At 75.9% G+C, this 24,888-nt stretch carries 26 protein-coding genes and 1 riboswitch; of the genes, 16 read left to right on the top strand and 10 right to left on the bottom strand.

All coding sequences use genetic code 11. The annotated features are described in order from the left end of the window. Positions 1-133 precede the first annotated feature (133 nt). The 4 genes from ACI79S_RS01765 to ACI79S_RS01750 form a co-directional block, all read right to left on the bottom strand. Positions 134-1,717, bottom strand: coding sequence for a methyl-accepting chemotaxis protein (locus tag ACI79S_RS01765; protein ID WP_456591717.1), 1,584 nt, complete (start codon positions 1,715-1,717; stop codon positions 134-136). Between the two features lie 117 nt (positions 1,718-1,834). Beyond that, positions 1,835-2,965 (bottom strand): class I SAM-dependent methyltransferase, encoded by a 1,131-nt coding sequence (locus ACI79S_RS01760; protein ID WP_456591716.1) that lies wholly within the window; start codon positions 2,963-2,965, stop codon positions 1,835-1,837. 8 nt (positions 2,966-2,973) lie between these two features. Then, positions 2,974-3,891 (bottom strand): haloalkane dehalogenase, encoded by a 918-nt coding sequence (locus ACI79S_RS01755; protein WP_456591715.1) that lies wholly within the window; start codon positions 3,889-3,891, stop codon positions 2,974-2,976. Positions 3,892-3,940: 49 nt separating this feature from the next. Next, the gene (locus tag ACI79S_RS01750; protein ID WP_456591714.1) at positions 3,941-4,960 is read right to left on the bottom strand and encodes a hypothetical protein; all 1,020 of its coding nucleotides are present in this window, start codon (positions 4,958-4,960) and stop codon (positions 3,941-3,943) included. A 63-nt stretch (positions 4,961-5,023) separates the two neighbouring features. Between ACI79S_RS01750 and ACI79S_RS01745 the strand changes: the two genes are divergently transcribed. Beyond that, positions 5,024-6,166 (top strand): alpha/beta hydrolase family protein, encoded by a 1,143-nt coding sequence (locus ACI79S_RS01745; RefSeq protein ID WP_456591713.1) that lies wholly within the window; start codon positions 5,024-5,026, stop codon positions 6,164-6,166. A 31-nt stretch (positions 6,167-6,197) separates the two neighbouring features. On the opposite strand, the gene msrA is transcribed toward ACI79S_RS01745, so the two are convergent. Continuing rightward, a complete protein-coding gene (gene msrA, locus ACI79S_RS01740; RefSeq protein ID WP_456591712.1) occupies positions 6,198-6,851 on the bottom strand; it encodes a peptide-methionine (S)-S-oxide reductase MsrA in 654 nt (217 codons plus the stop codon). A 140-nt stretch (positions 6,852-6,991) separates the two neighbouring features. Here msrA and ACI79S_RS01735 point away from each other — a divergent pair, with 140 nt between their 5' ends. From ACI79S_RS01735 to ACI79S_RS01710, 6 genes are all read left to right on the top strand, one after another. Beyond that, a complete protein-coding gene (locus ACI79S_RS01735; protein ID WP_456591711.1) occupies positions 6,992-7,648 on the top strand; it encodes an SRPBCC family protein in 657 nt (218 codons plus the stop codon). Then, entirely contained in the window at positions 7,649-8,044 is a 396-nt protein-coding gene (locus ACI79S_RS01730; protein ID WP_456591710.1) for an ArsR/SmtB family transcription factor, read from the top strand. 103 nt (positions 8,045-8,147) lie between these two features. Beyond that, positions 8,148-9,161 (top strand): NADP-dependent oxidoreductase, encoded by a 1,014-nt coding sequence (locus tag ACI79S_RS01725; protein WP_456591709.1) that lies wholly within the window; start codon positions 8,148-8,150, stop codon positions 9,159-9,161. A 42-nt stretch (positions 9,162-9,203) separates the two neighbouring features. Beyond that, positions 9,204-9,422: a hypothetical protein gene (locus ACI79S_RS01720; protein ID WP_456569153.1), complete on the top strand. Its 219-nt coding sequence runs from the start codon at positions 9,204-9,206 to the stop codon at positions 9,420-9,422. Beyond that, the gene (locus tag ACI79S_RS01715; protein ID WP_456591708.1) at positions 9,419-10,105 is read left to right on the top strand and encodes an alpha/beta hydrolase; all 687 of its coding nucleotides are present in this window, start codon (positions 9,419-9,421) and stop codon (positions 10,103-10,105) included. Before ACI79S_RS01720 ends, ACI79S_RS01715 begins: the two co-directional genes overlap by 4 nt. Before the next feature lie 78 nt (positions 10,106-10,183). Next, complete coding sequence (locus ACI79S_RS01710) at positions 10,184-10,627, top strand: rhodanese-like domain-containing protein (protein ID WP_456591719.1); 444 nt, start codon at positions 10,184-10,186, stop codon at positions 10,625-10,627. A 98-nt stretch (positions 10,628-10,725) separates the two neighbouring features. Here the strand turns inward: ACI79S_RS01710 and ACI79S_RS01705 are convergent, their stop codons facing one another. Beyond that, entirely contained in the window at positions 10,726-11,526 is an 801-nt protein-coding gene (locus ACI79S_RS01705; RefSeq protein WP_456591707.1) for an SDR family NAD(P)-dependent oxidoreductase, read from the bottom strand. 147 nt (positions 11,527-11,673) lie between these two features. Between ACI79S_RS01705 and ACI79S_RS01700 the strand changes: the two genes are divergently transcribed. Both ACI79S_RS01700 and ACI79S_RS01695 read left to right on the top strand, forming a co-directional pair. Further along, on the top strand, positions 11,674-12,387 hold the full coding sequence (locus ACI79S_RS01700; protein ID WP_456591706.1) for a Mut7-C RNAse domain-containing protein: 714 nt from the start codon (positions 11,674-11,676) through the stop codon (positions 12,385-12,387). A 98-nt stretch (positions 12,388-12,485) separates the two neighbouring features. Continuing rightward, positions 12,486-13,778 carry an Nramp family divalent metal transporter gene (locus tag ACI79S_RS01695; RefSeq protein ID WP_456591705.1) on the top strand — a complete coding sequence of 431 codons (1,293 nt, stop codon included), beginning with the start codon at positions 12,486-12,488 and terminating at the stop codon, positions 13,776-13,778. Between the two features lie 45 nt (positions 13,779-13,823). Here the strand turns inward: ACI79S_RS01695 and ACI79S_RS01690 are convergent, their stop codons facing one another. Beyond that, entirely contained in the window at positions 13,824-14,441 is a 618-nt protein-coding gene (locus tag ACI79S_RS01690; RefSeq protein WP_456591704.1) for a TenA family protein, read from the bottom strand. Beyond that, on the bottom strand, positions 14,438-15,031 hold the full coding sequence (locus tag ACI79S_RS01685) for a thiaminase II/PqqC family protein (RefSeq protein ID WP_456591703.1): 594 nt from the start codon (positions 15,029-15,031) through the stop codon (positions 14,438-14,440). The genes ACI79S_RS01690 and ACI79S_RS01685 overlap by 4 nt, the downstream gene beginning before the upstream one ends. Before the next feature lie 46 nt (positions 15,032-15,077). Next, positions 15,078-15,189, top strand: a riboswitch (TPP riboswitch). Between ACI79S_RS01685 and ACI79S_RS01680 the strand changes: the two genes are divergently transcribed. The 7 genes from ACI79S_RS01680 to ACI79S_RS01650 all read left to right on the top strand — a co-directional run bounded on the left by ACI79S_RS01680 (position 15,179) and on the right by ACI79S_RS01650 (position 20,521). Further along, on the top strand, positions 15,179-16,525 hold the full coding sequence (locus ACI79S_RS01680) for a purine-cytosine permease family protein (protein WP_456591702.1): 1,347 nt from the start codon (positions 15,179-15,181) through the stop codon (positions 16,523-16,525). (Overlaps the previous riboswitch by 11 nt.) Continuing rightward, complete coding sequence (gene thiE / locus ACI79S_RS01675) at positions 16,522-17,148, top strand: thiamine phosphate synthase (protein WP_456591701.1); 627 nt, start codon at positions 16,522-16,524, stop codon at positions 17,146-17,148. Before ACI79S_RS01680 ends, thiE begins: the two co-directional genes overlap by 4 nt. Beyond that, positions 17,145-18,263 (top strand): glycine oxidase ThiO, encoded by a 1,119-nt coding sequence (thiO, locus tag ACI79S_RS01670; RefSeq protein WP_456591700.1) that lies wholly within the window; start codon positions 17,145-17,147, stop codon positions 18,261-18,263. The genes thiE and thiO overlap by 4 nt, the downstream gene beginning before the upstream one ends. A gap of 5 nt (positions 18,264-18,268) precedes the next feature. After that, positions 18,269-18,469: a sulfur carrier protein ThiS gene (thiS, locus tag ACI79S_RS01665; RefSeq protein ID WP_456591699.1), complete on the top strand. Its 201-nt coding sequence runs from the start codon at positions 18,269-18,271 to the stop codon at positions 18,467-18,469. A gap of 4 nt (positions 18,470-18,473) precedes the next feature. Further along, positions 18,474-19,286: a thiazole synthase gene (locus ACI79S_RS01660; protein WP_456591698.1), complete on the top strand. Its 813-nt coding sequence runs from the start codon at positions 18,474-18,476 to the stop codon at positions 19,284-19,286. Continuing rightward, positions 19,286-19,879, top strand: coding sequence for a thiamine phosphate synthase (locus ACI79S_RS01655; RefSeq protein WP_456591697.1), 594 nt, complete (start codon positions 19,286-19,288; stop codon positions 19,877-19,879). The genes ACI79S_RS01660 and ACI79S_RS01655 overlap by 1 nt, the downstream gene beginning before the upstream one ends. Before the next feature lie 219 nt (positions 19,880-20,098). Next, complete coding sequence (locus tag ACI79S_RS01650) at positions 20,099-20,521, top strand: ATP-binding protein (protein ID WP_456591696.1); 423 nt, start codon at positions 20,099-20,101, stop codon at positions 20,519-20,521. 7 nt (positions 20,522-20,528) lie between these two features. On the opposite strand, the gene ACI79S_RS01645 is transcribed toward ACI79S_RS01650, so the two are convergent. After that, complete coding sequence (locus ACI79S_RS01645) at positions 20,529-23,078, bottom strand: SpoIIE family protein phosphatase (RefSeq protein WP_456591695.1); 2,550 nt, start codon at positions 23,076-23,078, stop codon at positions 20,529-20,531. A 777-nt stretch (positions 23,079-23,855) separates the two neighbouring features. Continuing rightward, the gene (locus tag ACI79S_RS01640) at positions 23,856-24,860 is read right to left on the bottom strand and encodes a hypothetical protein (protein ID WP_456591694.1); all 1,005 of its coding nucleotides are present in this window, start codon (positions 24,858-24,860) and stop codon (positions 23,856-23,858) included. Between the last annotated feature and the right edge of the window lie 28 nt (positions 24,861-24,888).

Genomic DNA, 24,888 nt, shown 5'->3' with positions numbered 1-24,888 from the left:
GGGGGGGGGGGGGGGGGGGGGGGGGGGGGGGGGGGGGGGGGGGGGGGGGGGGGGGGGGGGGGGGGGGGGGGGGGGGGGGGGGGGGGGGGGGGGGGGGGCCCCCCCCCCCCCCCCCCCCCCCCCCGGCACCGGGTCAGGGCTGGAACGCCCCGGCCACCTTCCGCAGGTCACCCGACATGCGCACGAGGTCGTCCGCCGCGGCCTGCATCGCGGCCACCCCGGCGGAGGTCTCCTGCGCGCCCTGGGCCACCTCGGCGACGGTGCCGGCGATCGACTTGCCGCTCTCCGCTGCGTCCCCGATCGCCCGGCTCATCTCGTTGGTGGTGGCGGTCTGCTCCTCGACGGCCGAGGCGATCGTCGTCTGGTAGTCGTTGATCTCCGCGATGATCGCGGTGACGCTGCCGATCGCCCGGACGGCGCTGCCGGTGTCGGTCTGGATGGCCTCCACCCGCTTGGCGATGTCCTCGGTCGCCTTCGCCGTCTCCTGCGCCAGCTCCTTCACCTCGTTCGCGACCACCGCGAAGCCCTTGCCCGCCTCACCGGCCCGGGCGGCCTCGATCGTGGCGTTCAGCGCCAGCAGGTTCGTCTGCTCCGCGATGCTCGTGATCACCTTCACCACGTTGCCGATCTCCGCCGAGGACTCCCCCAGCTTGCCGATCGTCGCCGAGGTCGACTCCGCCGCGGAGACGGCGCTGCCGGCGATCCGGGCGGCCTCGGCGGCGTTGTGCGCGATCTCCCGGATCGACGCGCCCATCTCCTCCGCTCCCGCGGCGACCGCCTCGATCCCGCTGCTCACCTCGCGGGTGGCGCTGGTGACGCTCTGCGCCTGCCCCTGCGAGCGGTCGGCCGTGCCGGCGATCGACTCGCTCGTGGACGACAGCGTCCGGGCCGCCTCCTCGAGCAGCTGCGACGCCTGGCCGACCTCGGTGACGACACCGGAGACCCGTCCCAGCGTGGTGTTCACCGCGCCGGCGAGCTGGTCGAGCTCGGTCCGGCCGGCGCCCTCGTCGAGCCGGCGCTGCAGGTCGCCGGTGCACAGCACCTCGGTCATGGTGCGCAACGGCCGGCTGATGCTGCGGGAGATGACCAGCGACAGCCCCACGATGAGCAGGCTGACCGGGACCGCCCACAACACCATGGCCACCAGCTCCGTGCGGAACGCGCCGTCGAGGTCGGCGACGTAGATGCCGGAGCCGACCACCCAGCCCCACTGCTCGTAACCGGTCACGTAGGAGACCTTCGGCTGGGGCTCCTCCTCACCGGGCTTGGGCCACAGGTAGTCGACGAAGCCGCTGCCCTCGGCCTCGACCACCTCCACGAACTCGACGAAGAGCTTCTTGCCGTCGGGGTCCTCGTTGGCCGAGAGGTCCTGCCCGTCGAGCTCGGGCTTGATCGGGTGCATGACCATGCGCGGGGTCATGTCGTTGATCCAGAAGTACTCCTCGCCGGAGTAGCGCATCCCGCGGATCGCGGCGGTCGCCGCCGCCTGCGCCTCCGCCCGGGTCAGCTCGCCGGCCGCCTCCTGCTCGCCGTAGTGGGTGATGACGCCGAGAGCGGACTCCACCGCGACGCGGGCCTGGCTGCGCTGCTCCTCCTCGATCGTCGAGCGCACGTGCAGCGCCCCGATCACGGCGATGGTCGCCATCCCGATCACCGCCGCGAGCACCAGCGTCATCAGACGGGTGCTCACCTTCACGCGGCGCAGTCGTCCGGTCATGGATGCTCCTTCGGTCGGATCCCTCGCTCCCGTACTCGGGATCCGGGCCCCGGGATCAACCCGAGCGGACCGATCGATGCCAACCAGTGATCTGGCTCACCACGCGCCCCTGCCGCCTCAGCGGCGGGTGGAGGCGGTGACCGTGAACCTGGGGTCCTGGCCGGCCACCCGCGTCGGCCCCACCACCCGGTTCAGCGCCGGCCGGTACCGCAGGGCCGAGTTGTAGACGGTCCAGAGCTCACCGCCGGGGCGCAGCACCCGGGCCGCCGCCACGAACAGCCGGTCGGCGGCCGTGGTGACGACCGCGGCGCCGACGTGGAACGGCGGGTTGCAGACCACGAGGTCGACGCTGCGGTCGGGCACGGTCGCCGCGGCGTCGTCCCGGCGCACCTCCACGCGGTCGGCCACCCCGTTCGCCGCGGCGGTCGCCGCGGCGGAGGCGACCGCCGCCGTGGACTGGTCCACGGCCAGCACCCGCAGCTCCGGCCGGCGGAGCGCCAGCAGCGTGGCGAGGACGCCGGTGCCGCAGCCGAGGTCCAGGGCGGTGCGCGCGTCGGGTGCCATCTCCGGCAGCGTGCGCACCAGCGCCCGCGTGCCGATGTCGACCTTCGTGCCGGCGAACGCCGCGCCGTGGGCGCACACCGTGAGCCCGAGGTCGGGGTGCTCCTGCCGCCGGGGGAACGACGGGGGCCGTGGCCGCGGCCCCCGGGCGACCAGCACCCGCGACTTCTGCCGCGCCAGCGTCGCCTGCACCTCCGCGAACGAGTCGCCGAGGACGTCGTTCATCGCGTGCGTCATGTGCTTGACCCGTGCACCCACCAGCACGGTGACGTCGGGAGCGGCCGACGCGGCGATCACCTCGGCGATCTCCCGGAGGGCGTCGAGCGCCTTGGGCGCCTTGACCAGCACGACCCGGGTGCCGGCAGCCAGCTCCGGCCCCAGCGGCAGCGAGCGGTGGCTGCCCCCCAGGCCGACCCGTTCGGCGTTCGCGGCCAGCGCCCGCTCCCCCACCAGCAGGTCCTGGGCGACCCGTACCCCGGTCAGCCCGTGCCGGGCGGCCAGCCCCAGGGCCAGCGCGCCGTAGGAGTCGTCGACGACGGCGACCTCCTCCGGGGCGCAGCGGGGGACGAGGTCGGCCGCGAGGTCCAGCAGCAGCCGGTCGGTCGCGTCGACGGCGACCAGGTCGGGGGCCTCGACGTCCGGGGCGCGCCGGAGCGCGCCGAGGACCTCGTCGGCGGAGAGCGGCACGCCCGGACTCACCTGCGGGGCGTCGCGGCGACGAGGTCGGCGACCACCCGGGCGAGCTCGGGGCCGACGTCCTCCTGCAGGAAGTGCCCGCCGCCCGGCAGCGTCGTGTGCGCCATCCCGCGGGCGCCGGGTACCAGCTTCTGGAACACCCGCTCGCCCCCGCCGGTGATCGGGTCGCCGTCGGAGAACGCCGTGAGGAAGGGCTTCTCCCAGCGCGAGAGCACCTCCCAGGCCGCCCGGTTCGCCGCGGCCGCCGGGTCGTCCGGCGAGGTCGGCACCAGGGCGGGGAACTGCCGGGCCCCGGCGGTGTACCGGTCGTCCGGGAACGGCGCGTCGTAGGCGGCGACCACCTCGGGCGCGAGCCCGCCGACGGTGCCGTTGCCGACGATCCGGCCGATGTGGAACTCCGGGCTCTCCTGGGAGAAGCGCTGCCAGGCCAGGAACGCCTCGCTCATCCTCTGGTCACCGGTGGGCAGGCCGGTGTTGGCGACCACGACGCGGGCGAACCGGTCGGGGTTCTCCGCGACCAGCCGCAGCCCGATCAGCCCGCCCCAGTCCTGCCCGACGAACGTGACGTCGCGCAGCCCCAGCTCGTCGAGCAGCGCCTGCCGCATCCACTCCACGTGCCGGGCGTAGGTGTACGCGGCGCGGTCGACCGGCTTGTCCGACCGGCCGAACCCGACCAGGTCCGGGACGACGACGCGCAGGCCGGCGTCGACGAGCACCGGGATCATCCGCCGGTAGAGGAACGACCAGGACGGCTCGCCGTGCAGCAGGAGCACCGTCTCGCCGTCCGCCGGACCCTCGTCGACGTAGGCCACCCGCAGCCGCCCGCCCTCGCCGTCGTCGACCTCGACGTAGCGGGGCTCGTACGCGAAGTCGGGCAGATCCGCGAAACGCTCGTCCGGGGTACGGAGTGCCTCCATGCCCTCGGAAGCTACGCGAGCTGCCGCAGGGACGGCACGGCCGGGACGATCAGCGCACCGCCACGTGGATGTGGTCGTCGTGCACGGCGTTGGCGAAGGACCGCGGGCCCGGACCGTCGAGGTCGAGCCCGGCGGGCACCCCCACCTGCGCGACCCCCGGGAGCGCCAGGATGCGCTGCCCCAGCTCCCGGACCTGCTCGTCGGTCATGGCACGGACCGGAACGCCGTCGACCGCCCAGATGTCTACGGCCCGCCCCTCCGTGTGCGCGCTGACCGGCGGCTCGCTGCGGTCGTCGATGACGTGCTGCGGGTGACCCGACCGGAGCACGGTCACCTGCACGGGCGCCACCCGCGCCAGCGCGACGGCGACCTCCAGCAGCGTGTCGCTGATCGACCCGTCGGCGATGTCCCACCGCGCGCTGTCCGGCAGCAGCAGCCCCGGCTCGCCCAGAGCGGCCGCCGCAGCCGGGGAGAGCTCGCCGGGGTCGGGGACCGGGGCGCCGCCGGCCGAGGCGAGCTGGGCCACCACCCACCCCCCACCGGTCCGGACCAGCCGCACGTCGACGGTGCGCACCTCCGTGTGCGTCCCGCCGTCCGCCGCGGTGAGGGTCTGCTCGACGACCACCATGGCGCTGCCGTACTCCGGGGCCACGATGGGGCGCAGCCCGCCGAGCTGCACGAACCGGACCTCGGCGCGGGACGACACACCGCCGGCCATGAGCGGCGCCGCGACGTCCCGGTCGGCGGGCGGCAGGGCATCGGCGGCCGACGACGGCACGTCGGGCTCGTAGGTCAGCAGGTCCTCGACGAACTGCGCCGCGACGGTCTTCAGCTCCGGCGCCACCTCGTCGGCCGCCGCCACGTAGCGCGGCGGCACCGGGAGCGGCGGCGGCACGAGGGGCGCTTCGCGCTCGGGCACGGCAGCCGTGGTCGTGCTCCCGGCGGACGGCGCGGCGCCCGTGCCGGGCCCCCCACAGGCCGTGGCCAGCGCGGTCAGCCCGGCGATCAGCACGAGCCCCGCCCGGCGGCGGGAGGAGGAGCGGTGGGAGAGCGGGCCGGCAGAAGTCATCGGGAGGTCAACGCCCTCGCCGGGGTCGCGCGTTCCACGTGGCACGACGGGTAGGCCACCACCATGCGACGCCGGTTCCTCCCCCTCGCGCTGGCCCTCGCCCTCACCGTCGGCTGCGGTGCGGAGCAGGACGACGGCACGGCGGCCCCGGGTGCATCCGAGCCGACCGCCACGACCCGGCCGACCGCCACAGCCACGGCCACGGCCACGGCCGAACCGACCGGGACCGCCGGACCCGGGGGGGACTTCGAGCGACTGCCCGTCGTGTCGACCGAGACCTACCCGGGATCCGCTGGGATCGAGCGCTGGCGGGCCGAGGTGCCCGGGCTGCAGGAGCTGAGCATCCCGTCGACGGTCGACGACAACGTCCAGCCGGCCTTCTTCGTCCCGCCGCCGGAGGACGGCGGAGCGGCTCCCCTCCTCGTCGTGCTGCACTCGTGGAGCACGGACTGGCGGCAGACCTACGGCATCCCGTACGCCCGCTTCGCCCAGCAGGAGGGGTGGGCCATGATCGCCCCGAACTTCCGGGGTGTGAACCAGCGGCCGGAGGCGACCGGCTCGGACCTGGTCGTCCGGGACGTGCTCGACGCCGTGGACGAGGCCGGCCGACGGGCCGAGATCGACCCCGAGCAGGTCTACGTGCTGGGCTTCTCGGGCGGCGGGCACCTGAGCCTGCTGATGGTGGGGCGGCACCCGGACCGCTTCGCCGGCGCGGTCTCCTGGGTGCCCATCCACGACCTCACCGAGTGGTACGCCTACCGCGTCCAGCAGCCCGGCGGTGACTACGCCGAGCAGATCCGCGCCTCGTGCGGCGGCGACCCCTCGGTGCCCGGGCCGGCCCGGCAGGAGTGCCTCCACCGCAGCCCGGTGACCCACCTCGACGCCGCGCGCGACGCCGATGTCTCCGTCTACCTCGCCGCCGGCATCGACGACCAGAACGTGCCGCCCGACCACACCCTCGAGGCGTTCAACCAGCTCGCCCCGGAGGCCGCCGTCGACCAGGAGGCCGTCGAGGCGATCGGCGACGGTGACCTGCCGCCCGAGCTCGGCGTGGATCCGGAGGTCGACACCTTCTTCGGCCCCGAGGACCCGGACGTGGTGTTCGCCCGGTCCTCCGACGACGTCACGGTGGTCCTCTTCGAGGGCGGGCACGCGATGGTGTTCAACCCCGGGATGGCCTGGCTGGCCGAGCAGGCCGGCACCTGACCGACGGCGAACCGGGCCGGTCCGCCGGCCGTCAGACGCCGGGCAGCCCCACCGGGCAGGAGACGCCGGTCGAGTGCACCGGGCAGTAGCCGTTCGGCACCTTGTACAGGTACTGCTGGTGGTAGTCCTCGGCGTAGAAGAACTCGCCCAGCGGCGCGATCTCGGTGGTGATCTCGCCGTACCCGGCCGCCTTCAGCCGCTCCTGGTACGCGTCGCGGGTGGCCAGCGCGGCGGCCTCCTGCTCCGGCGTCGCGTAGTAGATCGCCGACCGGTACTGGGTGCCGATGTCGTTGCCCTGCCGCATGCCCTGGGTGGGGTCGTGGTCCTCCCAGAACGCCTTGAGCAGCTGCTCGTAGGAGGTCTGCGCCGGGTCGAAGACGACGAGGACGACCTCGGTGTGCCCCGTGCGGGCCGAGCAGACCTCGTCGTAGGTGGGGTTCGGCGTGTGACCGCCCGCGTAGCCGGCCGCGGTCGAGTAGACGCCGGGCAGCTCCCAGAAGACCTTCTCCACGCCCCAGAAGCAGCCCGCACCGAAGACGGCGGTCTGCATGCCCTCGGGGAACGGCGGCTGGATGCGGTTGCCGTTGACGGCGTGCACCTCGGGCACGTGCGGCAGCGGGTCGGGGCGGCCCGGGAGGGCGTCCTCGGGCGACACCTGCTGGGTCTTGGACCGGGAGAAGAGCATGCCTTCACTCTAGATCGGTCGTGCAACACCGATACCGGCGTGGAGCGCGTTCCGCGGGCCGCCGCCAGCGGGGCTTGCCCCGGACGGGCCCCTGCCTCTACGGTCGTCTTATAAGACACAGCTTATGGAAGGAGCAGGACATGACCACCATCGATCCGGTCGCCACGGCCGGCCTGGTCACGCGCGAGGTCCGCACCGGTTCCCGGAACGGAGCACCGACGCGCATCGCCGTCGCCCGGCGCACCTACCGCGCCGACCGGGCCGAGGTCTGGGGCGCGCTCACCGACACCGAGCGGCTCCCCCGCTGGTTCCTGCCGGTGAGCGGCGACCTGCGCCCCGGCGGTCGCTACCAGCTCGAGGGCAACGCCGGAGGTGTGGTCGAGCGGTGCGCGGAGCCCGAGTTCCTCGCCGTCACGTGGGAGTTCGGCGGGAACGTCTCCTGGCTGCAGGTGCACCTGTCCCCGTCGGACGGCGGGACCGCCCTGGAGCTCGTCCACGAGGCGTCCGTGGACCCCGAGTTCTGGGCGCAGTTCGGGCCGGGTGCGGCGGGCGTGGGCTGGGACCTGGCGCTCATGGGCCTCGGGCTGCACCTGGACAGCGGCGCCCCGGTCGACCCGGAGCTCGCGGCGACGTTCACCCTGACGCCCGAGGGGGCCGAGTTCGTCCGCCGGGCGGCCGCCGGCTGGGGCGAGGCGGCGGCCGCGGACGGGGACGACCCCACCACCGCGCGCGAGGCGGCCGACCGTACGGTGGCGTTCTACACGACCCCGCCGTCCGAGGATGCTGCCGGGAGCTGAGTGAACGGGACCTTCGAGGCGCTGGGCGATCGCACCCGCCGGCAGATCCTGGAGCTGCTCTCCACCGGCGAGCAGCCGGCGGGGGCCGTCGTCGCGGCGCTGCAGGGCACCGCACCGATCTCGCAGCCCGCGGTGTCGCAGCACCTGCGGGTGCTGCGGGAGGCGGGGCTGGTCACGGTGCGCGCCGAGGGCACCCGCCGGCTCTACGCCCTCGATCCGTCCGGCCTGGCGGCGGCCCATGCCTGGCTCGTGGCCCTGGCCGACCCGCTGGCGGAGTTCGCCCAGCCCCTCGACGCGCTGGCGACCGAGGTGGCCCGGGGGCAGCGGGCCCGGCGCACGGCACCGGCCGGGCAGCCAGCGCCGCGGACCGGGGAGCGCGACGGCCGCTCGGCCTGACCGCCCCGGGCCGTGAGTGCGACGAACTCGTGGCCATCACGCGCTGATCACCACGAGTTCGTCGCACTCGGCGCACGCGCGCTCCGCCCGGCAGGATGGCCGCATGCCCATCCGGACCCGCGAATGGCAGCTGGCGGCCCGGCCGCACGGCGAGCCGACCCCCGACGACTTCCGCCTGGTCGAGCTGGAGCGGCCCGACCCGGCCGACGGCCAGATCGTCGTCCGGATGCTGGTGATGAGCGTCGACCCGTACATGCGCGGCCGGATGAACCCCGGGAAGTCCTACGCGGCCCGCTGGGAGGTCGGCGAGACGATGCGCGGCGGTGCGGTCGGCCGGGTGGTGGAGTCCCGCTCCCCCGACGTCGCCGAGGGCGCCCTGGTGCTCGCCGACGCCGCCTGGCGGGACGTCGCGGTGCTCGACGCCGCGCACGTCCGCGTGCTCCCCGAGCTGCCGGGCGTCCCGCCCAGCTACCACCTGGGCGTGCTGGGCATGCCGGGCCTCACCGCCTGGGCGGGGCTGTTCCGGCTGGCGGAGTTCCGCGAGGGCGACGCCGTCTTCGTCTCCGGCGCCGCGGGTGCGGTCGGCAGCCTGGTCGGCCAGTTCGCCCGTCTCCACGGCGCCTCGGCGGTCATCGGCAGCGCGGGGACGCCGGAGAAGGTGCGCTGGCTGACCGAGGAGGTGGGCTACACCGCCGCGTTCGACTACCACGACGCCCCGGTCGCAGATTCGCTCGCGGCGGCCGCGCCCGACGGCATCGACGTCTTCTTCGACAACGTCGGCGGCGAGCACCTCGAGGCGGCCATCGGTGCGTTCCGCGAGCACGGCCGGGGCGCGCTGTGCGGGGCGATCTCCGGCTACAACGCCACCGAGCCGGCCCCGGGGCCGCGCAACATGTTCATGATGGTCACCAAGAAGCTGAGCCTGCGCGGGTTCATCGTCGGCGACCACGCCGATCTCGCCCCGGAGTTCAGCCAGAGGGTCGGCGACCTGCTCACGTCCGGGGAGCTCGTCGTCCGCGAGACCGTCCGCGAGGGGCTGGACAACGCGGTGGACACCTTCCTCGACCTCCTCCGCGGGGGGAACACCGGGAAGATGATCGTCAAGCTGGCCGACTGACCCGGCGGTTCCCCGGGACGACGGCGGGGCAGAGTGCACCTCATGTGGCTCTTCTTCACCCGCCGGCTGCGCATGTGGCTGATCCTGACCGTCGTCGTCCCCCTGGCCACCGGCGTGCTGCGCCGGCTCGGGCGGGCGCTGGAGCAGCGTCGCGGCCCGTCCACGGTCAGCAACGCCCTGCTCAAGGCCGGTGACCTCGGCGACCGCGCCCGGGCGAGCCTGGGCGGCGGCCGCCGGTCCCGCCGATCCCGCCGGGCGTGACCGGACCGGTCCTGGAGACCCGTCCGGCGACCACCGGGCCCCGCGCGGTCGCGCTGTTCTGCCACGGCGGAACGGTGGCCAGCGTGGAGCCACCCAAGGAGCGGGCGCTCTCGCTGGTGCGCATGCGCGCGATCGAGCAGTTCGTCTCCGGTGCCGCCGCCGGGCAGGGGCTCACCACCTGCCTGCTCCGCTACCGGGTGGCGGGCTGGAACGGGGCCGCCGCCGACGCCTACGCCGACGTGCGCTGGGCGCTGGACCGGATCCGCGCCGAGCACGGGGATCTGCCGGTCGTGCTGGTCGGGCACTCGATGGGTGGCCGGGCGGTGCTGCGCGCGGGCGGGCACGACGAGGTCGCCGCCGTCTGCGCCCTCGCGCCCTGGACGCCTCCCGGCGAGCCGGTCGCCCACCTGCGCGACCGCACCGTCGCGATCCTGCACGGCCGGGGCGACCGGTGGGTGCCTGCGCAACTCTCCGCCGATTTCGCGGTCCGGGCCCAGCGTGCGGGCGCGCGGGTGGCGCGGTTCACCATCACCGGCGGCCACAGCATGCTGCGCTCGGCGCACCGCTGGCACACGTTCGTGCGCGACGTCGTCCTGGCCGGGGCGGGGCTGGCGCCGATGCGGCCCGACGTCGCGGCGGCGCTGGCCCGGCCGGCGCCGGAGGGGCTCGCCGTGCCGCTCTGAGGACGGCAGATCCGCTGCGAAGGTCGGCAGGAGCGGGCCTCGTCGGCGGCGGGTGGCACCCCTAGCGTCGGCCCGGTGATGGACTGGAGCACCGAACCGGCCGTGGCTGCCGCTCACTTCGCCCGGCGGCTGGCCGTGGAGACCGACGTCAGCGACGTGCACGCCGCACTCGAGTCGGGGGCGCCGGGGTTCGTCCTGCTCGACAGCCGCAGCACGCAGGCGTGGGAGCAGGGGCACGTGCCCGGCGCCGTGCACCTGCCGGGCGCCGAGATCCCCGACCGGGCGGCCGCGGAGCTGGACCCCGCGGTCCCGGTCGTCACCTACTGCTGGGGTCCGGGCTGCAACGGCGCCACCCGTGCCGCCCTCCGCCTCGCCCTGCTCGGCCACCGGGTGCGCGAGATGATCGGCGGGTTCGAGTACTGGGCCCGGGAGGGCCTGCCCGTGGTGCGCCCGGACGGCCTGCACCGCGGCCCCGCCGACCCGCTCACCGCCCCGGCGCCGGGGGTCAGCTGCGGGTGCTGATCGCCGGCACCGGGTCGTCGGCCAGGCGGGGCACCGCGTGGCCTGGCCCGACCCGGTCGACCGGCAGCGCGCCGGAGGCCGCCCGCCCCCGCCACGGGCTACTCGGCGGACCCTGGCCGGGTCATCGGCTTGTGGGACTTGCCGGCGAGCGCGTCGGGCATGAGCGCCGAGAGCCTCCCCATCAGCTTGCTGGTCACCGACCCGGCGAACACCGACGTCTCGCCCTTCATCAGGCCCTCGAAGCCCTGGCGGGCCACCAGGGCCGGGTCGTCCTTGCTGTCGCTGGCACCCAGCTTGGTGTCGGTGAGGTCGCCGCGGTCGAAGAACTCGGTGTCGGTGGGCCCGGGCAGCAGGGCCGTGACGGTGACGCCGGTGTCGGTGAGCTCCTCGCGGATGCCCAGCGCGAGGAACTGCACGAACGCCTTCGTCGCGGAGTAGACGGCCTGGAACGGCTCGGGCGCCTGCGAGACGACCGAGGAGGTGAACAGGATCCGCCCCTCCCCCTGGGCCACCATGTCCTGCACCACCCGCTTGGCGAGGTGCAGCGTCGACACGCAGTTCAGCTCCACCATCCCGATCTCGGCCTCCAGATCGGTCTCGACGAAGCGACCCCCGACCCCCACGCCGGCGTTCAGCGCGGCGGCGGCCAGCGGCCGGCCTGCCCCGCGCACGGCCGCGACGACCTTCTCGACCTCCGCGCGCACGGTGAGGTCGGCCCGGATGGGCGAGACGGCGGCGCCGCGCTGGCGCAGCTGGAGGGCCGCGGCGTCCAGCTCCGGATCCTCGGCGACGACGACGAGGTCGAAGCCGTGCTCGGCGAACTGCTTGGCCAGCTCCAGCCCGATGCCGCTGGAGGCACCGGTCACGAGGGCGAGGGGACGGGTGGTTGCTTCGGGCACGGGACCTCCACGGGCGCATCGGCGGACTGCCCGCTCCTGCCCAGGAACCGCACGGCGCACTCCTGGCGCGTGTCGGCCGCCGTCGACCCTGGGTAGCCCCCGGCCGTGGACCGGTCGCGCCCGCGGGGAGGGGCCGGGGACGCGGCGGTGCGCGTGCGGCCGGCCCCGGACCTGCGGTGGCTGCTGTCCGCCCGGTACCGGGCCGCCGGCGAACGGCCCCTGACGCACGATCCCGAGGCGACGGCCGGGCACCTGGTGCAGGCCGCGGGGATCCCGCTGACCGAGGTGGGGGCGATCCGGGCGGACGGCGCACCGGCGACGCCCGCCGACCGGACCGCCCCCGGCACCGTGCTCGACGTGGACCCGGTGCCGCGGCCGGTCGCCGTCCCGCCCGGCGGGTTCCTCCTCGACGTCGGGCTGGGCGCCCTCGCCCGGCGGCTGCGGCTGCTCGGGGCCGACGCCGCCTGGTCGAACGACGCCGACGACGCGGCGCTGGTCGCCCGGGCGGCCGCCGAGGACCGGGTGCTGCTCACGCAGGACCGGGGGCTGCTCATGCGGCGCGCCCTGCCGCAGGGCGCGCTCGTCCGCGGGAGCCGGCCCGGCGAGCAGCTCGACGACGTGCTCGACCGCTTCTCCCTGCCGCTGGCCCCGCTCACCCGCTGCACCGCCTGCGGGGCCGCCGTCCACCCGGTGCCGAAGGACGAGGTGGCGGAGGAGCTGGAGCCCGGCACCCGCCGCACCTACGACGCGTTCGCCCGGTGCCCGGCGTGCGGGCGGGTGTACTGGCGCGGCGCGCACGCCGCGCGCATCGATGCGCTGGTCGAGCGTGCCCACCGGAGCGGGCGGGGCAGGCAAGCCTGACCTTGGCCCCGGGGGGCCACGGGTCGGCCCCGGCGTGACACGCGGACCGGGCAGGGAGGGAGCGACCACCCGCCCGGAGACCGCCTGCGAGGACCGCCGTGTACCTGTCGAAGACCGAGGCCGCCGTCCTGCCGACGACGCTGCGCGCCCCCGCGCACCGCCCCCATCGGGCCGAGCCGGGCCGCCGCCGGCTGTGGTCGATGCTCGGCCCGGCCTTCGTCGCCGCCGTCGCCTACGTCGACCCCGGCAACTTCGCCACCAACTTCTCCGGCGGCGCCGCCTTCGGGTACACGCTGCTGTGGGTCATCGTCGCGGCCAACCTCATGGCGATGCTGATCCAGTCGCTGACCGCGAAGCTCGGGCTGGCCACCGGCCGCGACCTGGCCACGCTGTGCCGCGAGACGCTGCCCAAGCCGCTCACCCGGGGGCTGTGGCTGCAGGCCGAGGCGGTGGCGATCGCCACCGACCTGGCCGAGATCGTCGGCGGCGCCGTGGCGCTGTACCTGCTCTTCGGGGTCCCGCTGCCGATCGGCGGCATCATCACCGCCGTCGTCGCCTTCATCCTGCTGGCAGCGCAGTCCCGCGGGTACCGCCCGTTCGAGCGGGTCATCGCCGGGCTGTTGCTGGTCATCGGCATCGGGTTCGGCTACACCCTCCTCGGCTCCGGCGTCGACCCGGGCGGGCTCGCCGGGGGCATGGTGCCCTCCTTCGACGGCGCCGAGAGCGTGGTGCTGGCCACCGGGATCCTGGGCGCCACGGTGATGCCGCACGTGATCTACGTGCACTCCGCGCTCACCCCCGGCCGCTACGGCGACGCCGTCACCGCCGGCCGGAGCCGGGAGGGGCGGCGCCGGCTGCTGCGGGCGCAGCGGATCGACATCGTCGTCGCCATGGGCCTGGCCGGGCTGGTCAACGCCGCGATGCTCGTCATCGCCGCGCAGCTGTTCACCCGCGACAGCGGGGTCGACAGCCTCGAGGGCGTGCACGCCGGGCTCGGCGACCAGCTCGGCACCGGCGCCGCCCTCGCCTTCGCACTCGCGCTGCTGGCCTCGGGTTTCGCGTCCTCGTCGGTCGGCACGCACGCGGGGCAGGTGGTCATGGCCGGGTTCCTCAAGCGGCACATCCCGGTGCTCACCCGCCGGCTGATCACCCTGGCGCCGGCGCTGGCCGTGCTCGTGCTGGGCGGGGACCCGACGACCGCGCTGGTGTGGTCGCAGGTGGTGCTGTCCTTCGGCATCCCGTTCGCCCTGGTTCCGCTGCTGTGGCTCACCAGCCGCCGCGACCTGATGGGCGGCTGGGTGAACCGCCGGACCACCACCGTGGCCGGCAGCGTCATCGCGGTCCTGATCATCGGCCTCAACGCCCACCTGCTGGTCGGTCTGCTCGGCTGAACCCGCAGGCACCTCCCGCTCGGGCCGCGCACCCGGCCGTACCGGTCAGACGCCGCGCCAGGCGGCGTCGAAGAAACCGATCTCCAGCTGCATCGCCCGCGAGTAGGCGGCCCGCAGCGCCGGGGTGTCGACCGCGACGGTGTCGAGCAGCCGCTCGAGGGCGGCGGCGAGCTCCTCGAAGCCCGGGTCGGCGTAGGTGCGCACCCACTCCTCGTACGGTCCGGACGCCCGGCCGGCCAGCGACTGCCCGAGGTGGGCGTACAGGCGCATGCACGGGGTCATCGCCGCGCAGGTCAGCGCCACGCCGCCCAGCGAGGCCGTGGCCAGCAGGAAGTCGGTGTAGGCCGACGTCGCCGGCACCGGCCGGACGGTGGTCAGGTCGATGCCCCAGCGCTGCGCGTAGGACGCGTGCAGCCCCAGCTCCTCGCGCACCCCGGCCAGCAGGTCGGCGAAGACGTCGAGGCAGGCGCGGTCGGGGCTGTGCGCGACGCCCAGCCCGTAGGCCCGGGCGAACGCCTCCAGGAAGAACGCGTCCTGCGCCACGTACCCGGCGAACCGGTCCCGCGGCAGCGTGCCGTCGGCGATCCCCTGCACGAAGGGGTGCGCCAGCGCCGCGGCGGCGCGGTCGGCCTCGGCGGTCCAGAGCTCGCGGGCCAGGCTCATGCCGTCGCCACCGCCATGTCCCAGAACGCGATCTCCGCCGCGACGACCTCCAGGAACACGCGCTCGTCACCTCCGCCGACGGCGTCCGCCGCCGCCGCGAGGCCCGCCACGTAACCGCCGAACTCCGGCGCCGTCCAGTGCTCGACGAACTCCCGGTAGGCGGGCGCGCCCGGGAGCGCGGCCGACCAGGCGTCGAGGTAGGTGCGCTCGATGGTCCACAGCGCGGTCAGCGCGGCCGGGACGTCGGCGCCGTCGAGCCGCTCGAGCAGCTCCGCGTAGGCGGCCGTGGCCGGGAGCGCCGGCGCGGACAGGTCCAGCCCCCGGGCCGCCGCCCGCTCCTCGAACCAGTCCAGCTCCTCGACCAGGGCCAGGGCTCCGCGGGCGAGCACCTCCTGGGCCGGCCGGGGCGCCCGGGCCAGCAGCCGCGCCTGGAAGCGGAGGAGGTCGGCGACGAACCGCGCGTCCTGCACCAGCCAGGTGTCGAAGGCCGATGGCGCGATCGTCCCGTCCCGCACGGCGGTGAGGAAGGGATGGCGGGTGGCGTCCGCGAACGCGTCGGCATGGCGGACGGGCAGCTCGTCGACCGGCATGGGCGCCGACTGTACGAGACCCCCTAGGGTGGCGGTGTCACGGCCGAGGCCGTGGTGCGGGAGCTCGGATCGACCGGGCTGAGAGGGCGGCTGCCGCGCCGCCGACCGCTGGAACCTGACCGGGTAATGCCGGCGTAGGGAGCGATCATGAACAGTTTCGGAACCGTCGGCGCAGCCACCCGCGGGGAGGATGCGCCCCTCACCCTGTCCGAGCCGCCGCCCCGGACCCTCGGCCTGCGAGAGACCGCCGGCCTCTGGGCCAGCCTGGGCATCAGCCTGCTGCTGCCCGTGGCGGCCACCTTCGTGGTCCTCGCCGACCGGCCGCTGTGGCACACGCTCGGGGCGGTCGTCGTCGGCGCGGTCATCGGCTCGGTGCTGCTGGGGCTGGGCGCCGCCGCCGGCGCCCGCGAGGGCGTGCCGGCGATGGTGCTGCTCCGCGGCCTGCTGGGCCGCCGGACCTCGTTCCTGCCCACCGGCTTCAACCTGGTGCAGTGCGTCGGCTGGGCCGCCTTCGAGATCCTGATCATCTCCGAGGCGGCCGCCCGTGCCCTCGACGCGCCGCGCTGGCCGTTCGCGCTCGCCGCGGGCGCCATCGCCACGCTGATGGCGCTGCGCCCGCTCGGCGTGGTCCGCGTGCTCGCCCGCTACGCCATCTGGGCGGCGGTCATCGCGGTCGCCTACCTCTTCGTCCAGGTCCTGTCCGAGCCGCTGCCGCCGGTGACCGAGGGCGGGGCGACGTCCTTCTGGACGGCGGCCGACATCGTCATCGCCCTGCCGATCTCGTGGTTCCCGCTGGCGGCCGACTACACCCGGCACGTCCGCAGCGGCCGGACCGCGTTCGTGGGGACGGCGTCCGGCTACGGCCTGGCCACCGTGGCCATGTTCAGCCTCGGGGTCATCGCGCTGGCCGCCTACGGCCGCGGCGGGCTGGACGTCATCGACGCGATGCTCGCCGTCCCGCTGGGTCTGGTCGCCGTCCTGGTGCTGCTGGTGGTGGAGGTCGACGAGGCGTTCGCCAACGTGTACTCGACGGCGGTGTCGGCCCAGAACGTGGTGGCGCGGCTCGACCGCCGGGTGCTGGCCGTGGCGGTCGGCGTGGTGGCGACCACCCTCGCCCTGGCCTTCGACCTCGCCGCCTACGAGCCGTTCCTCTTCCTGATCGGCGCGGTGTTCGTCCCGCTCATCGGGGTCTTCGTCGTCGCCTACTTCCTGCTGCCCCGGGGGGCGTGGGACACCTCCGACACCGCGCGCGCCCGCCCGCTGCTCCTCCTCCCCTGGGTGGCCGGCTTCGTGGCCTACCAGCTCACGCTGCCGACCTTCTTCGCCGGTCCGGGCGCCGCCTGGACGACGTGGTGGACCGAGCGCCAGCTCGACGTGGGCATCGACCCGGCCAACGGCTGGTCGGCCTCGCTGGTGAGCCTCGCCGTGGCCGCGTTGCTGACCGTGGCCGTGGCCCTTCCGGGCGCCCTGCGGCACCGCCGGGCGGCAGCGTGACCGCGTCCCTCGGGGGCCTGCACGTCCTCACCGACGCCCGGGTCGGCCGGGCGGCGCTCGATGCGGTGACCGCCGCCGTCGCCGCCGGCGCCCCGGTGGTCCAGGTGCGGTCCAAGGACGCGACCGACCGGGAGCGCTACGACTTCGCCCGCCGGGTGGTGGAGGTCTGCGCGGGCGCGGGGGCGACCTGCCTGGTCAACGACCGCGTCGACCTCGCGCTGGCCGTCGGCGCCCACGGCACGCACCTGGGCGCCGACGACCTGCCGCTGGACGTCGTCCGCCGGCTGGCCGGCCCGGGGCACCTCCTGGGCGGCACGGCCCGCGACCCGGAGCGCGCCCGCCTCCTGGTGGCCCAGGGCGCCGACTACCTCGGCGTCGGGCCCGCCCATGCGACCACGACCAAGACCGGGCTGCCCGAGGCGCTCGGCCCGGCGGGCGTGCGGGCGGTGGCCGAGGCGGTCGAGGTCCCCGTGATCGCCATCGGCGGGGTGACCGCCGAGCGGATCCCGGACCTGCTCGCCGCCGGCGCCGCCGGGGTGGCCGTCGTGGGCGCCGTCTCGGCCGCGGCCGACCCCGGCGCCGCCACCCGGGAACTGCTGCGGGCCCTGGCGGGCGGGCCGTGACCGTCGTCGTCGTCGGTGGTGGGCTGATCGGGCTGTCGGTGGCGTGGCGGGCGGCCCAGCGGGGCCTGCCGGTCACCGTGGTGGACGACGCGCCCGGAGGCGGTGCGTCGCAGGCCGCGGCCGGCATGCTCGCACCGGTCACCGAGGCCGCCTACGGCGAGGAGTCGCTGCTCCGGCTGTGCCTCGCGTCGCTGGAGCGCTATCCCGCCTTCGTCGCGGAGGTGGAGCGGGCCGGTGGCGTGCCGGTGGGGCTGCGCACCCAGGGCACCGTCGTCGTCGGTTTCGACGAGGACGACATGCGCGCGCTGGACGCCCTGCTGGACTTCCAGCGCGAGCTCGGGCTGGACGTCGAGCGGCTGACCGCGCGGGCCGCCCGGCGCCGCGAGCCCTCCCTGTCGCCGCGGGTCCGGGGCGCCCTGCACGTGCCGGGTGACCACTCGGTGGACGGCCGGGCCCTGCACGCCGGGCTGCTGGCCGCCGCCGCGGCGGCCGGCGTCCGGCTGGTGTCCTCCCGGGTGGCGGAGGTGCGGGTCGTGGACGGCCGGGCGGCCGGGGTGCGGCTGGCCGACGGCACGGAGCTGGCCGCCGACGCCGTCGTGGTGGCCCTCGGCGCGCGCAGCGGCGCGCTCACCGGGGTTCCCCCGCTGCCCGTCCGGCCGGTCAAGGGGCAGATCCTCCGCATGCGGGGGGCCGCCGGCCTGCTGGAGGGGACCGTGCGGGCGCTGGTGCGCGGGCGGCAGGTGTACCTGGTGCCGTACGACGACGGCGTGACCGGGGACGGGCTGATCGTCGGCGCCACCGTCGAGGACCGGGGCTTCGACGCCGCGGTCACCGCCGGCGGCGTGCACGACCTGCTGCACGACGCGCTCGAGGTGGTCCCCGGCGTCTCCGAGCTGGAGCTGGTCGAGACCATCGCCCGGTGGCGGCCCGCGACGGCGGACAACGGGCCGTTGCTGGGACCATCGGGGGTGCCGGGCGTGGTCCTGGCGACCGGGCACTACCGCAACGGCGTCCTCCTGGCGCCGGTGACCGGCGAGGTGGTCGCCGAGCACCTCGCGACCGGCGAGCTGCCCGATCTCGCCGCCCCCTTCACCGCAGACAGGTTCGGAAGGTGATCCGCATGCAGGTGACCGTCAACGGCGTGCCCACCGACGTGGACGACGACTGCACCGTCGCCGCGCTCGTCGAAGCCCGCACCAACGGGCACGGCAGGGTCGCCGTCGCGCGCAACGGCGACGTCGTCCCCCGGAGCGGCTGGGAGTCGACGCGGCTCTCCGCCGGGGACAGCCTGGAAGTCCTCGCCCCCACCGCAGGAGGTTGACCCGATGACCGTGCACGAGGTGGTCCCCGCCCTGGAGCGGGAGGAGCAGGCCGATCCGTTCCTCCTCGGCGGGGAGACGTTCACGTCCCGGCTGCTGCTGGGCACCGGCGGCGCCCCCAGTCTCGAGTCGCTGGAGCGGGCCGTCGTGGCCTCCGGCACCGAACTGGTGACGGTGGCGCTGCGCCGGGTGGAGGCCTCCAGCAGCGCGGCGATGCTCGAGGTGCTGGACCGGTGCGGGGTGCGCCTGCTGCCCAACACGGCCGGGTGCAGGACCGCTCGGGAAGCGGTTCTGACCGCCCGGCTGGCCCGCGAGGCGTTCGACACCTCCTGGGTGAAGCTGGAGGTCATCGGCGACGAGCACACGCTCCTGCCCGACCCGATCGAGCTGTTCGAGGCGGCCGAGGAGCTCGTCGCCGACGGGTTCACCGTGCTGGCGTACACCACGGACGACCCGATCCTCGGGCGCCGGCTGGCCGACATCGGGTGCGCGGCGGTCATGCCGCTGGGGTCGCCGATCGGCAGCGGCCTGGGCATCCGCAACCCGCACAACATCGCGCTCCTCCGCGAGGCGGTCGACGTCCCGGTGGTGCTCGACGCGGGCATCGGGACGGCGTCGGACGCGACGCTCGCGATGGAGCTGGGCTGCGACGCCGTCCTGCTCGCCTCCGCCGTCACCCGCGCCCGGGAACCCGAGCGCATGGCCCTGGCGATGCGCCACGGGGTAGAGGCCGGCCGGCTCGCCCGGGGAGCCGGGCGCATCCCCCGGCGCTGGCACGCCGAGGCCTCCACGCCGATGCAGGGGCTGCCCGAGCTGTGATGCCGCCGCGGCTGCTCGTGCTCACCGACCGGACGCAGTGCGACCGGCCGCTGGTGGACGTGGTCGCGGCGGCCGTCGAGGCCGGAGCGCGCGCGGTCGTGCTCCGCGAGAAGGACCTGCCGGCTCCCGAGCGCGACCGGCTGGCCGCCGAGCTGGCGCCCGTGCTCGGCTCGGTGGGTGGGCTCCTGCTGCGCGCCGGCGCCGTCGGCGCGACGGGAGGGATCCACCTCGCGGCGGACGAGCCGTTTCCTGCCGACCGCCCGCGGATCGTCGGCCGGTCGTGCCACTCCACCGCCGAGGTGGCGGCCGCTCGCGCCGAGGGCTGCGACTACGTCACCGTCTCGCCGGTCTTCCCGACGGCCTCGAAACCCGGCTACGGCCCGGCCCTGGGGGTCGAGGGCCTGCGCGCGTTCCTCGTCCCCGGGGCACCGCCGGTCCTCGCCCTGGGCGGCGTGCTCCCCGCGCACGTGCCCTCGCTCCTGGCAGCAGGGGCGCACGGGGTCGCCGTGATGGGCCCGCTGATGCGCGACCCGGGGCGCGCGGCCGCGTACCTCGAGGCGATGCCCCCGGTCAGCCGCCCGGGACCCGGCTAGTCCGGCGGCACGACTGAACACACCCGTTCACAGCAGGGGCGTGCTGCCCGCCGTGCTCGCCGTCGCCGCCGGCGTCCGGTCCGGATACTGGTCGCCGGTGCTCGTCGCCTGGCAGTGTGATCCACACGACATCAGGTTTGACACCCCGGGCAGCGGCTCATAGGTGACGGTTAGGCCAGCACGCGGCAGCAGCAGGCCTCGACGGAGGAGAGCACAGGCGTGACAGGGCAGGCGGCCGGCACGATCTGGCCGTCGGCGTACCCGCCTGCGGCCGAGCCCGTCCTCGTCTGGGACCTGCACGACGTCGCCGAGCTCCCGGGGGTGCGCGCGCAGGTCCGCCACCGGGTCACCGGCCCGGGGATCGGTGACCTCCTCGACCGACTCGTGCTGGCCCTGGACGAGATGGCGTCGAACGCGCTGCGCCACGGAGGCGGTGAGGTGCGGGCGGCTCTCCGCACCACCGGCGCCGACTACCTCGTCGAGGTGACCGACCAGGCGACGCACAGCCCGCCGGCACCGGCCGTCGGCCGCGACCCGAGCCTGGGGGGTCTGGGCCTCTACCTGATCGCCGAACTGTCCGCCGCGCACGGCTGGTACGTCGCCGCGGGGCGCAAGCACGTCTGGGCGGTGCTGCGCCGCTGAGCCCCCGTCAGCCCTGGGGGTGGAGCCGGACCGCCACCAGCGCGACGTCGTCCTGCAGCGCCTCTGCCGGGCGCAGCCGATCGAGGACGGCGTCGCACAGCTCCGGCAGCGGCCGGCCACCGAGGTCGGCCAGCGCCGCGCGCAGCCGCGCGGTGCCCTCGTCGAGCGAGAGGTCGCGCCCCTCGACCAGCCCGTCGGTGTAGAGCAGCACGGTCGTCCCGCGGGGCACCGTCAGCACCGTCTCCGTGCGCCGCGTCCCCGGGTCGACCCCGAGCATCAGCTCGGCCCGTTCCCCCGCCAGCTCCTCGATCCGCCCGTCCGGCCGCAGGACCAGCGGCGCCGGGTGGCCGGCGTTGGACCAGCGCAGCCGGCTCACCCCGGCGGCACGTTCCTCGTCCGTCTGCTCGACGCGCACGACCGCCGCGGTGGCCAGCGTGCCCACGTGCAGGCCGCGGATGGCGGCGTCGAGGTCGGCGAGCACCTCCGCCGGGCCGATGTCGCGGTAGGCGATGCCGCGCAGCATGCCGCGCAGCTGCCCCATCGCCGCAGCCGCCTCGGTGTCGTGCCCGACGACGTCGCCGATGACCAGCACGGTCGAGTCCGAGGGCTGCTGGAAGGCGTCATACCAGTCGCCACCGACCTCCGCCACCGCCATCGCCGGGTGGTAGCGCGCCACGATCTCGGCGGAGTCGGGCTGCGGCGGTGCGGTGAGCAGGCTGCGCTGCAGACCTTCGGCCAGCCGGCGTTGCTGCCCGTAGAGCCGGGCGTTGTCCAGCGCCAGCGCCACCCGTCCGGCGACGTCGCGCACCGTCGCGACGTCCTCCTCGTCCGGCAGCGGGCGGTCGGCGGACCGGTAGGCGCTGAGCGCCCCGAGCGTCCGGCCACGGGCGGCCAGCGCCATCGTCACCGCCGACCGCGGCGCCAAGCGCCAGAAGGCGTCGCTGACGTCGCCCGGCGGGAGGGTCTCCCCCACGGCCACCCCGGCGTCGGGGACGACCAGGACCTGCCCGGAGGCGAGCGCCCGCATGATGGGGGCGTCGGGTGGCAGGGCGGCCAGCCGCAGCGCGGCGTAGCGGCGGACGACGTCCCGGTACTCCGGGTCGCGGTGCCAGCTGGCGACGTCCCGCATCCGGCCGTCCTCGTCAGCGAGGCTGAGGATCGCCCAGTCGCCGAGCTCGGGCACGAGCAGCTCGGCGACCCGCTGCAGCGCCTCCTCCTCCCGCTGCCGGGTGTCCAGCGACGCCGACACGGCCGTCGTGGCGTGCGCGACCAGCGCGAGCCGGGCGGCGCTGCGCCGGGCCTTCTCCTCGGTCGCCCGGCGCTCGGTCACGTCGAGGAAGGACACCGAGAGACCGTCGGGAGTGGCCCAGGCACGCGCCTCGAACCACGCGTCCAGCGGTGGCGGGTAGTAGGCCTCGAACAGCTGCTCCTCACCGGTCGACACCGCCGCCCGGTAGTGCCGTTCGAAGTCGCTGCCCACGGCCGCCGGGAAGCGGTCCCAGACGACCTGCCCGATCAGCTCCTCGCGCGAGGCGCCCAGCACCCGCTCGGCCTCGGCGTTGACGTACGTGAAGCGCCACTCCCGGTCCAGGGAGAAGAACGAGGCCTTCATGGCCTCCAGCAGGCGGGCGAGGCGGACGTCCTCCTGCCGCTGCGGCGTCGTGTCGTAGGCGGCGCCGAGCAGCCGCACCGCGGTCCCGCCGTCGTCGGAGACCGCACGACCGCGCCCCCGCACCCAGCGGGTGACCCCGGTCGGCAGCACGACCCGGAGCTCGGCCTCGTAGTCGCCACGCCCTTCGATGGCCGTCTGCAGGGCGTCGGTCGTCCGCTCCCGGTCGTCGGGGTGCACCCGCGCGACGAAGGAGTCGATGGTCTCGTCGAACTCGTCCCGCTCGTAACCGAACAGCGCCAGCATCCGGTCGTCCCACAGCAGCCGGCCCGTCACCAGGTTCCAGTCGAAGCTGCCGATGCCGGCGGCGTCGATGGCCAGCTCGAAGCGCAGCCGGTGCGCCTCGTACTCCGCCGTGAGCGCCATGAGCTGGAGCTCGGTGCTGACCGAGTCGGCGAGCTGACGGAGCAGGGTCACGTCCCGCTCGGTCCAGGCCCGTGGCCGGGGCTCGTACGCGCACAGCGCACCGATCGGGTCGCCGCCCGTGGCCCGGAGGGGGATGCCGAGGAAGGCGCCGACCTGCCCGGACCGGACGGGGTCGCGGTCGGACACCCGCTCGTCGCGGGCGGCGTCCGGCACGACGAGGGGACCGTCGGCCGTCGCGGCGACGGCACACAGCGAGGAGGCCAGCGGCAGGCGGGCCCCGATGCCGCCGGGTGGCAGGCCGGTGCCGGCCACCGCGGTCTGCACCTCGCCGATGAGGGAGACGTCGACGGACTCGCAGTCCAGCAGTCGGGTGGCCAGGTCGGTGAGCCGCTGCAGGTTGCGGTTGCCGAGGGCCTCGCCGGCCAGCCGGCGCACCGCCTCGGCGCGGTCGGTGACGCCCGGCGCCGAGCGTTCGGGGGCGCCCCGAGGGGCCGGCCCGTCGGGGCGCTCGGCTGCGGTCACGTGGGTTTCCCTCCACAGACGGTCCGCAGGTGGCCGGCGGCACGGCTGCTCCGGTGCGCGGCGAGAGATGCAGAGCGTGTCACACCGGCCGGCCGGATGCGCGGATGCGTCGGCGGGGGGACCGGGAAGAGGGGCGGCCGGGGCGGGCGCCCGGGCGGGGGCCGGACCGCTGGGTGGTCCGGCCCGCTCCGGCGGGCGCCCGCCGTCGGCGGGAGGATGCGGACGGGATGCCCGTCCACCGGCACGTGCCCACGAGCTCCGCGACGTCGCCCGGCGCGCCGTCCCGGAGCACCTGGCCGGGACGTCGGACCGCGGCCCCGGGCGGCGTCAGCACCCCGCCGGCCGGTGGACCGGTGGCCCACCACGCCGCAGCCGGCCAGGCGCCGCCGGTCGGAGACCCGGGGTTGGTCGCGAGGGGGATCGCGCCGCCGGGCACCGGCAGGGCCTGTCGTCCACCGCGCCGGACGGTTCCGGGTCCGCGGTTCCCCGCCGTCCGCGATCCGTGCCTCCCTGGAGGGTCCGCGCGCTGCGTGCTGGGCAGCAGCCGGGCGGGGGGACGAGGCCGGATCCGTGGAACGGTGAGGTCTGCGGGCGCCCGGAGGGCACCGTCGGGGGTGGGCCAGGTGCGGCCGAGGTCGGCCGAGGGGGGACGCGCTCGCAGGACCGAGTCGACGATCCGCGACCACCCGGGGGAAGAGGGGTGGCCGGGGCCGGCGTGCTCGACGGGAGAGCGGTGGACGGCGTGCCGCGGCTGGATGCCGTGGTCGCGCTGCAGGGTCAGCCGGGCGCGGGAGACGCCGGGCGGGGGTGCGCCGAGGGTGCCCGCACGGTGAACGGCGAGGGGAAGGTGCCATTCGCGGGCCCGGTTCGTCGCGGCGGGGGCGGGGACCCGCGGGCCGGGCACCCGGCCGGATCGCCGCGCGCCCCGGCTCCACCGGATCCCTGCGGGGACCGCGGTGCCGGTACCCGGGGGGTGCGGCCCGCCGGGCCGGGGGTGCGGACCGGGAGGAACGGCGGCGTGGACCGCGCCCCGTACCGACCCGAGGACGGCCAGTCCCCCGGTGGACGCCGGCCTGCGTGCGGCCGGCTCCGTACCGAGGGTTCCGTGGAACTCGGGTGGGCGGTGGGACGGGCGGTCGCGTCAGATGCGGCCGTACCGGTTCGCGACCCCGGCGACGACGCCGGTCCCGCGGGAAGGAGCGCCGCGGCGGGGGAAGGCGCCACGGGCTGGATGGAGGGGGTGCTGGGCATCTCGCGCAGCACCACGGGGGGATCGAGATCGCGCAGCACCCGGGACGCGGGGCGGCCCCAGGCGAGGTGCCGGCCCTGCTCGCCGGCGCCCCACAGCGCCATCCGGCGGGTGAACCCGCGCAGCGCCGCCCGGCGCCGGCCGGGCACCGGGGCGGGGGGTGCCGGGGTGCGCCAGGCCAGGTTCTGGCCCTGCTCGCCGGCGCCCCACAGCGCCATCCGGCGGGTGAGCCCACGGACCCCGCCCAGGGGCTCGCGGACCCGCTCGGGGACCACGATCACCCGGGGGGTGAACACCGGCGGTGCGGGCACGTGCGCGGCACGGGCGGCAGGTGCCGGCTGGACCGACCGCAGCGGGGCGGGGCGGGCCGCCGCGCGGTGCGTGGCCGGCCGGGGGCGCTGGCGGGGACGGACCTGCTCCGCCCGGTCCAGGACGTCGATGAGACCCATCAGCGTGCTGCCCGGCTCGCGGGGGGATCGGTCGGCGCGCATGGCTGACTCCGCCGGCCCGAGGGCCTGCCGGCTGCTGCTCATGTCGCCTCCTGAAGTCGTGTCCGCAGCA

The sequence above is a fragment of the Blastococcus sp. SYSU DS1024 genome, assembly GCF_054050795.1.
Note: the sequence above shows the minus strand (reverse complement) of the source record. Positions and strands in the feature narration are given on the sequence as shown.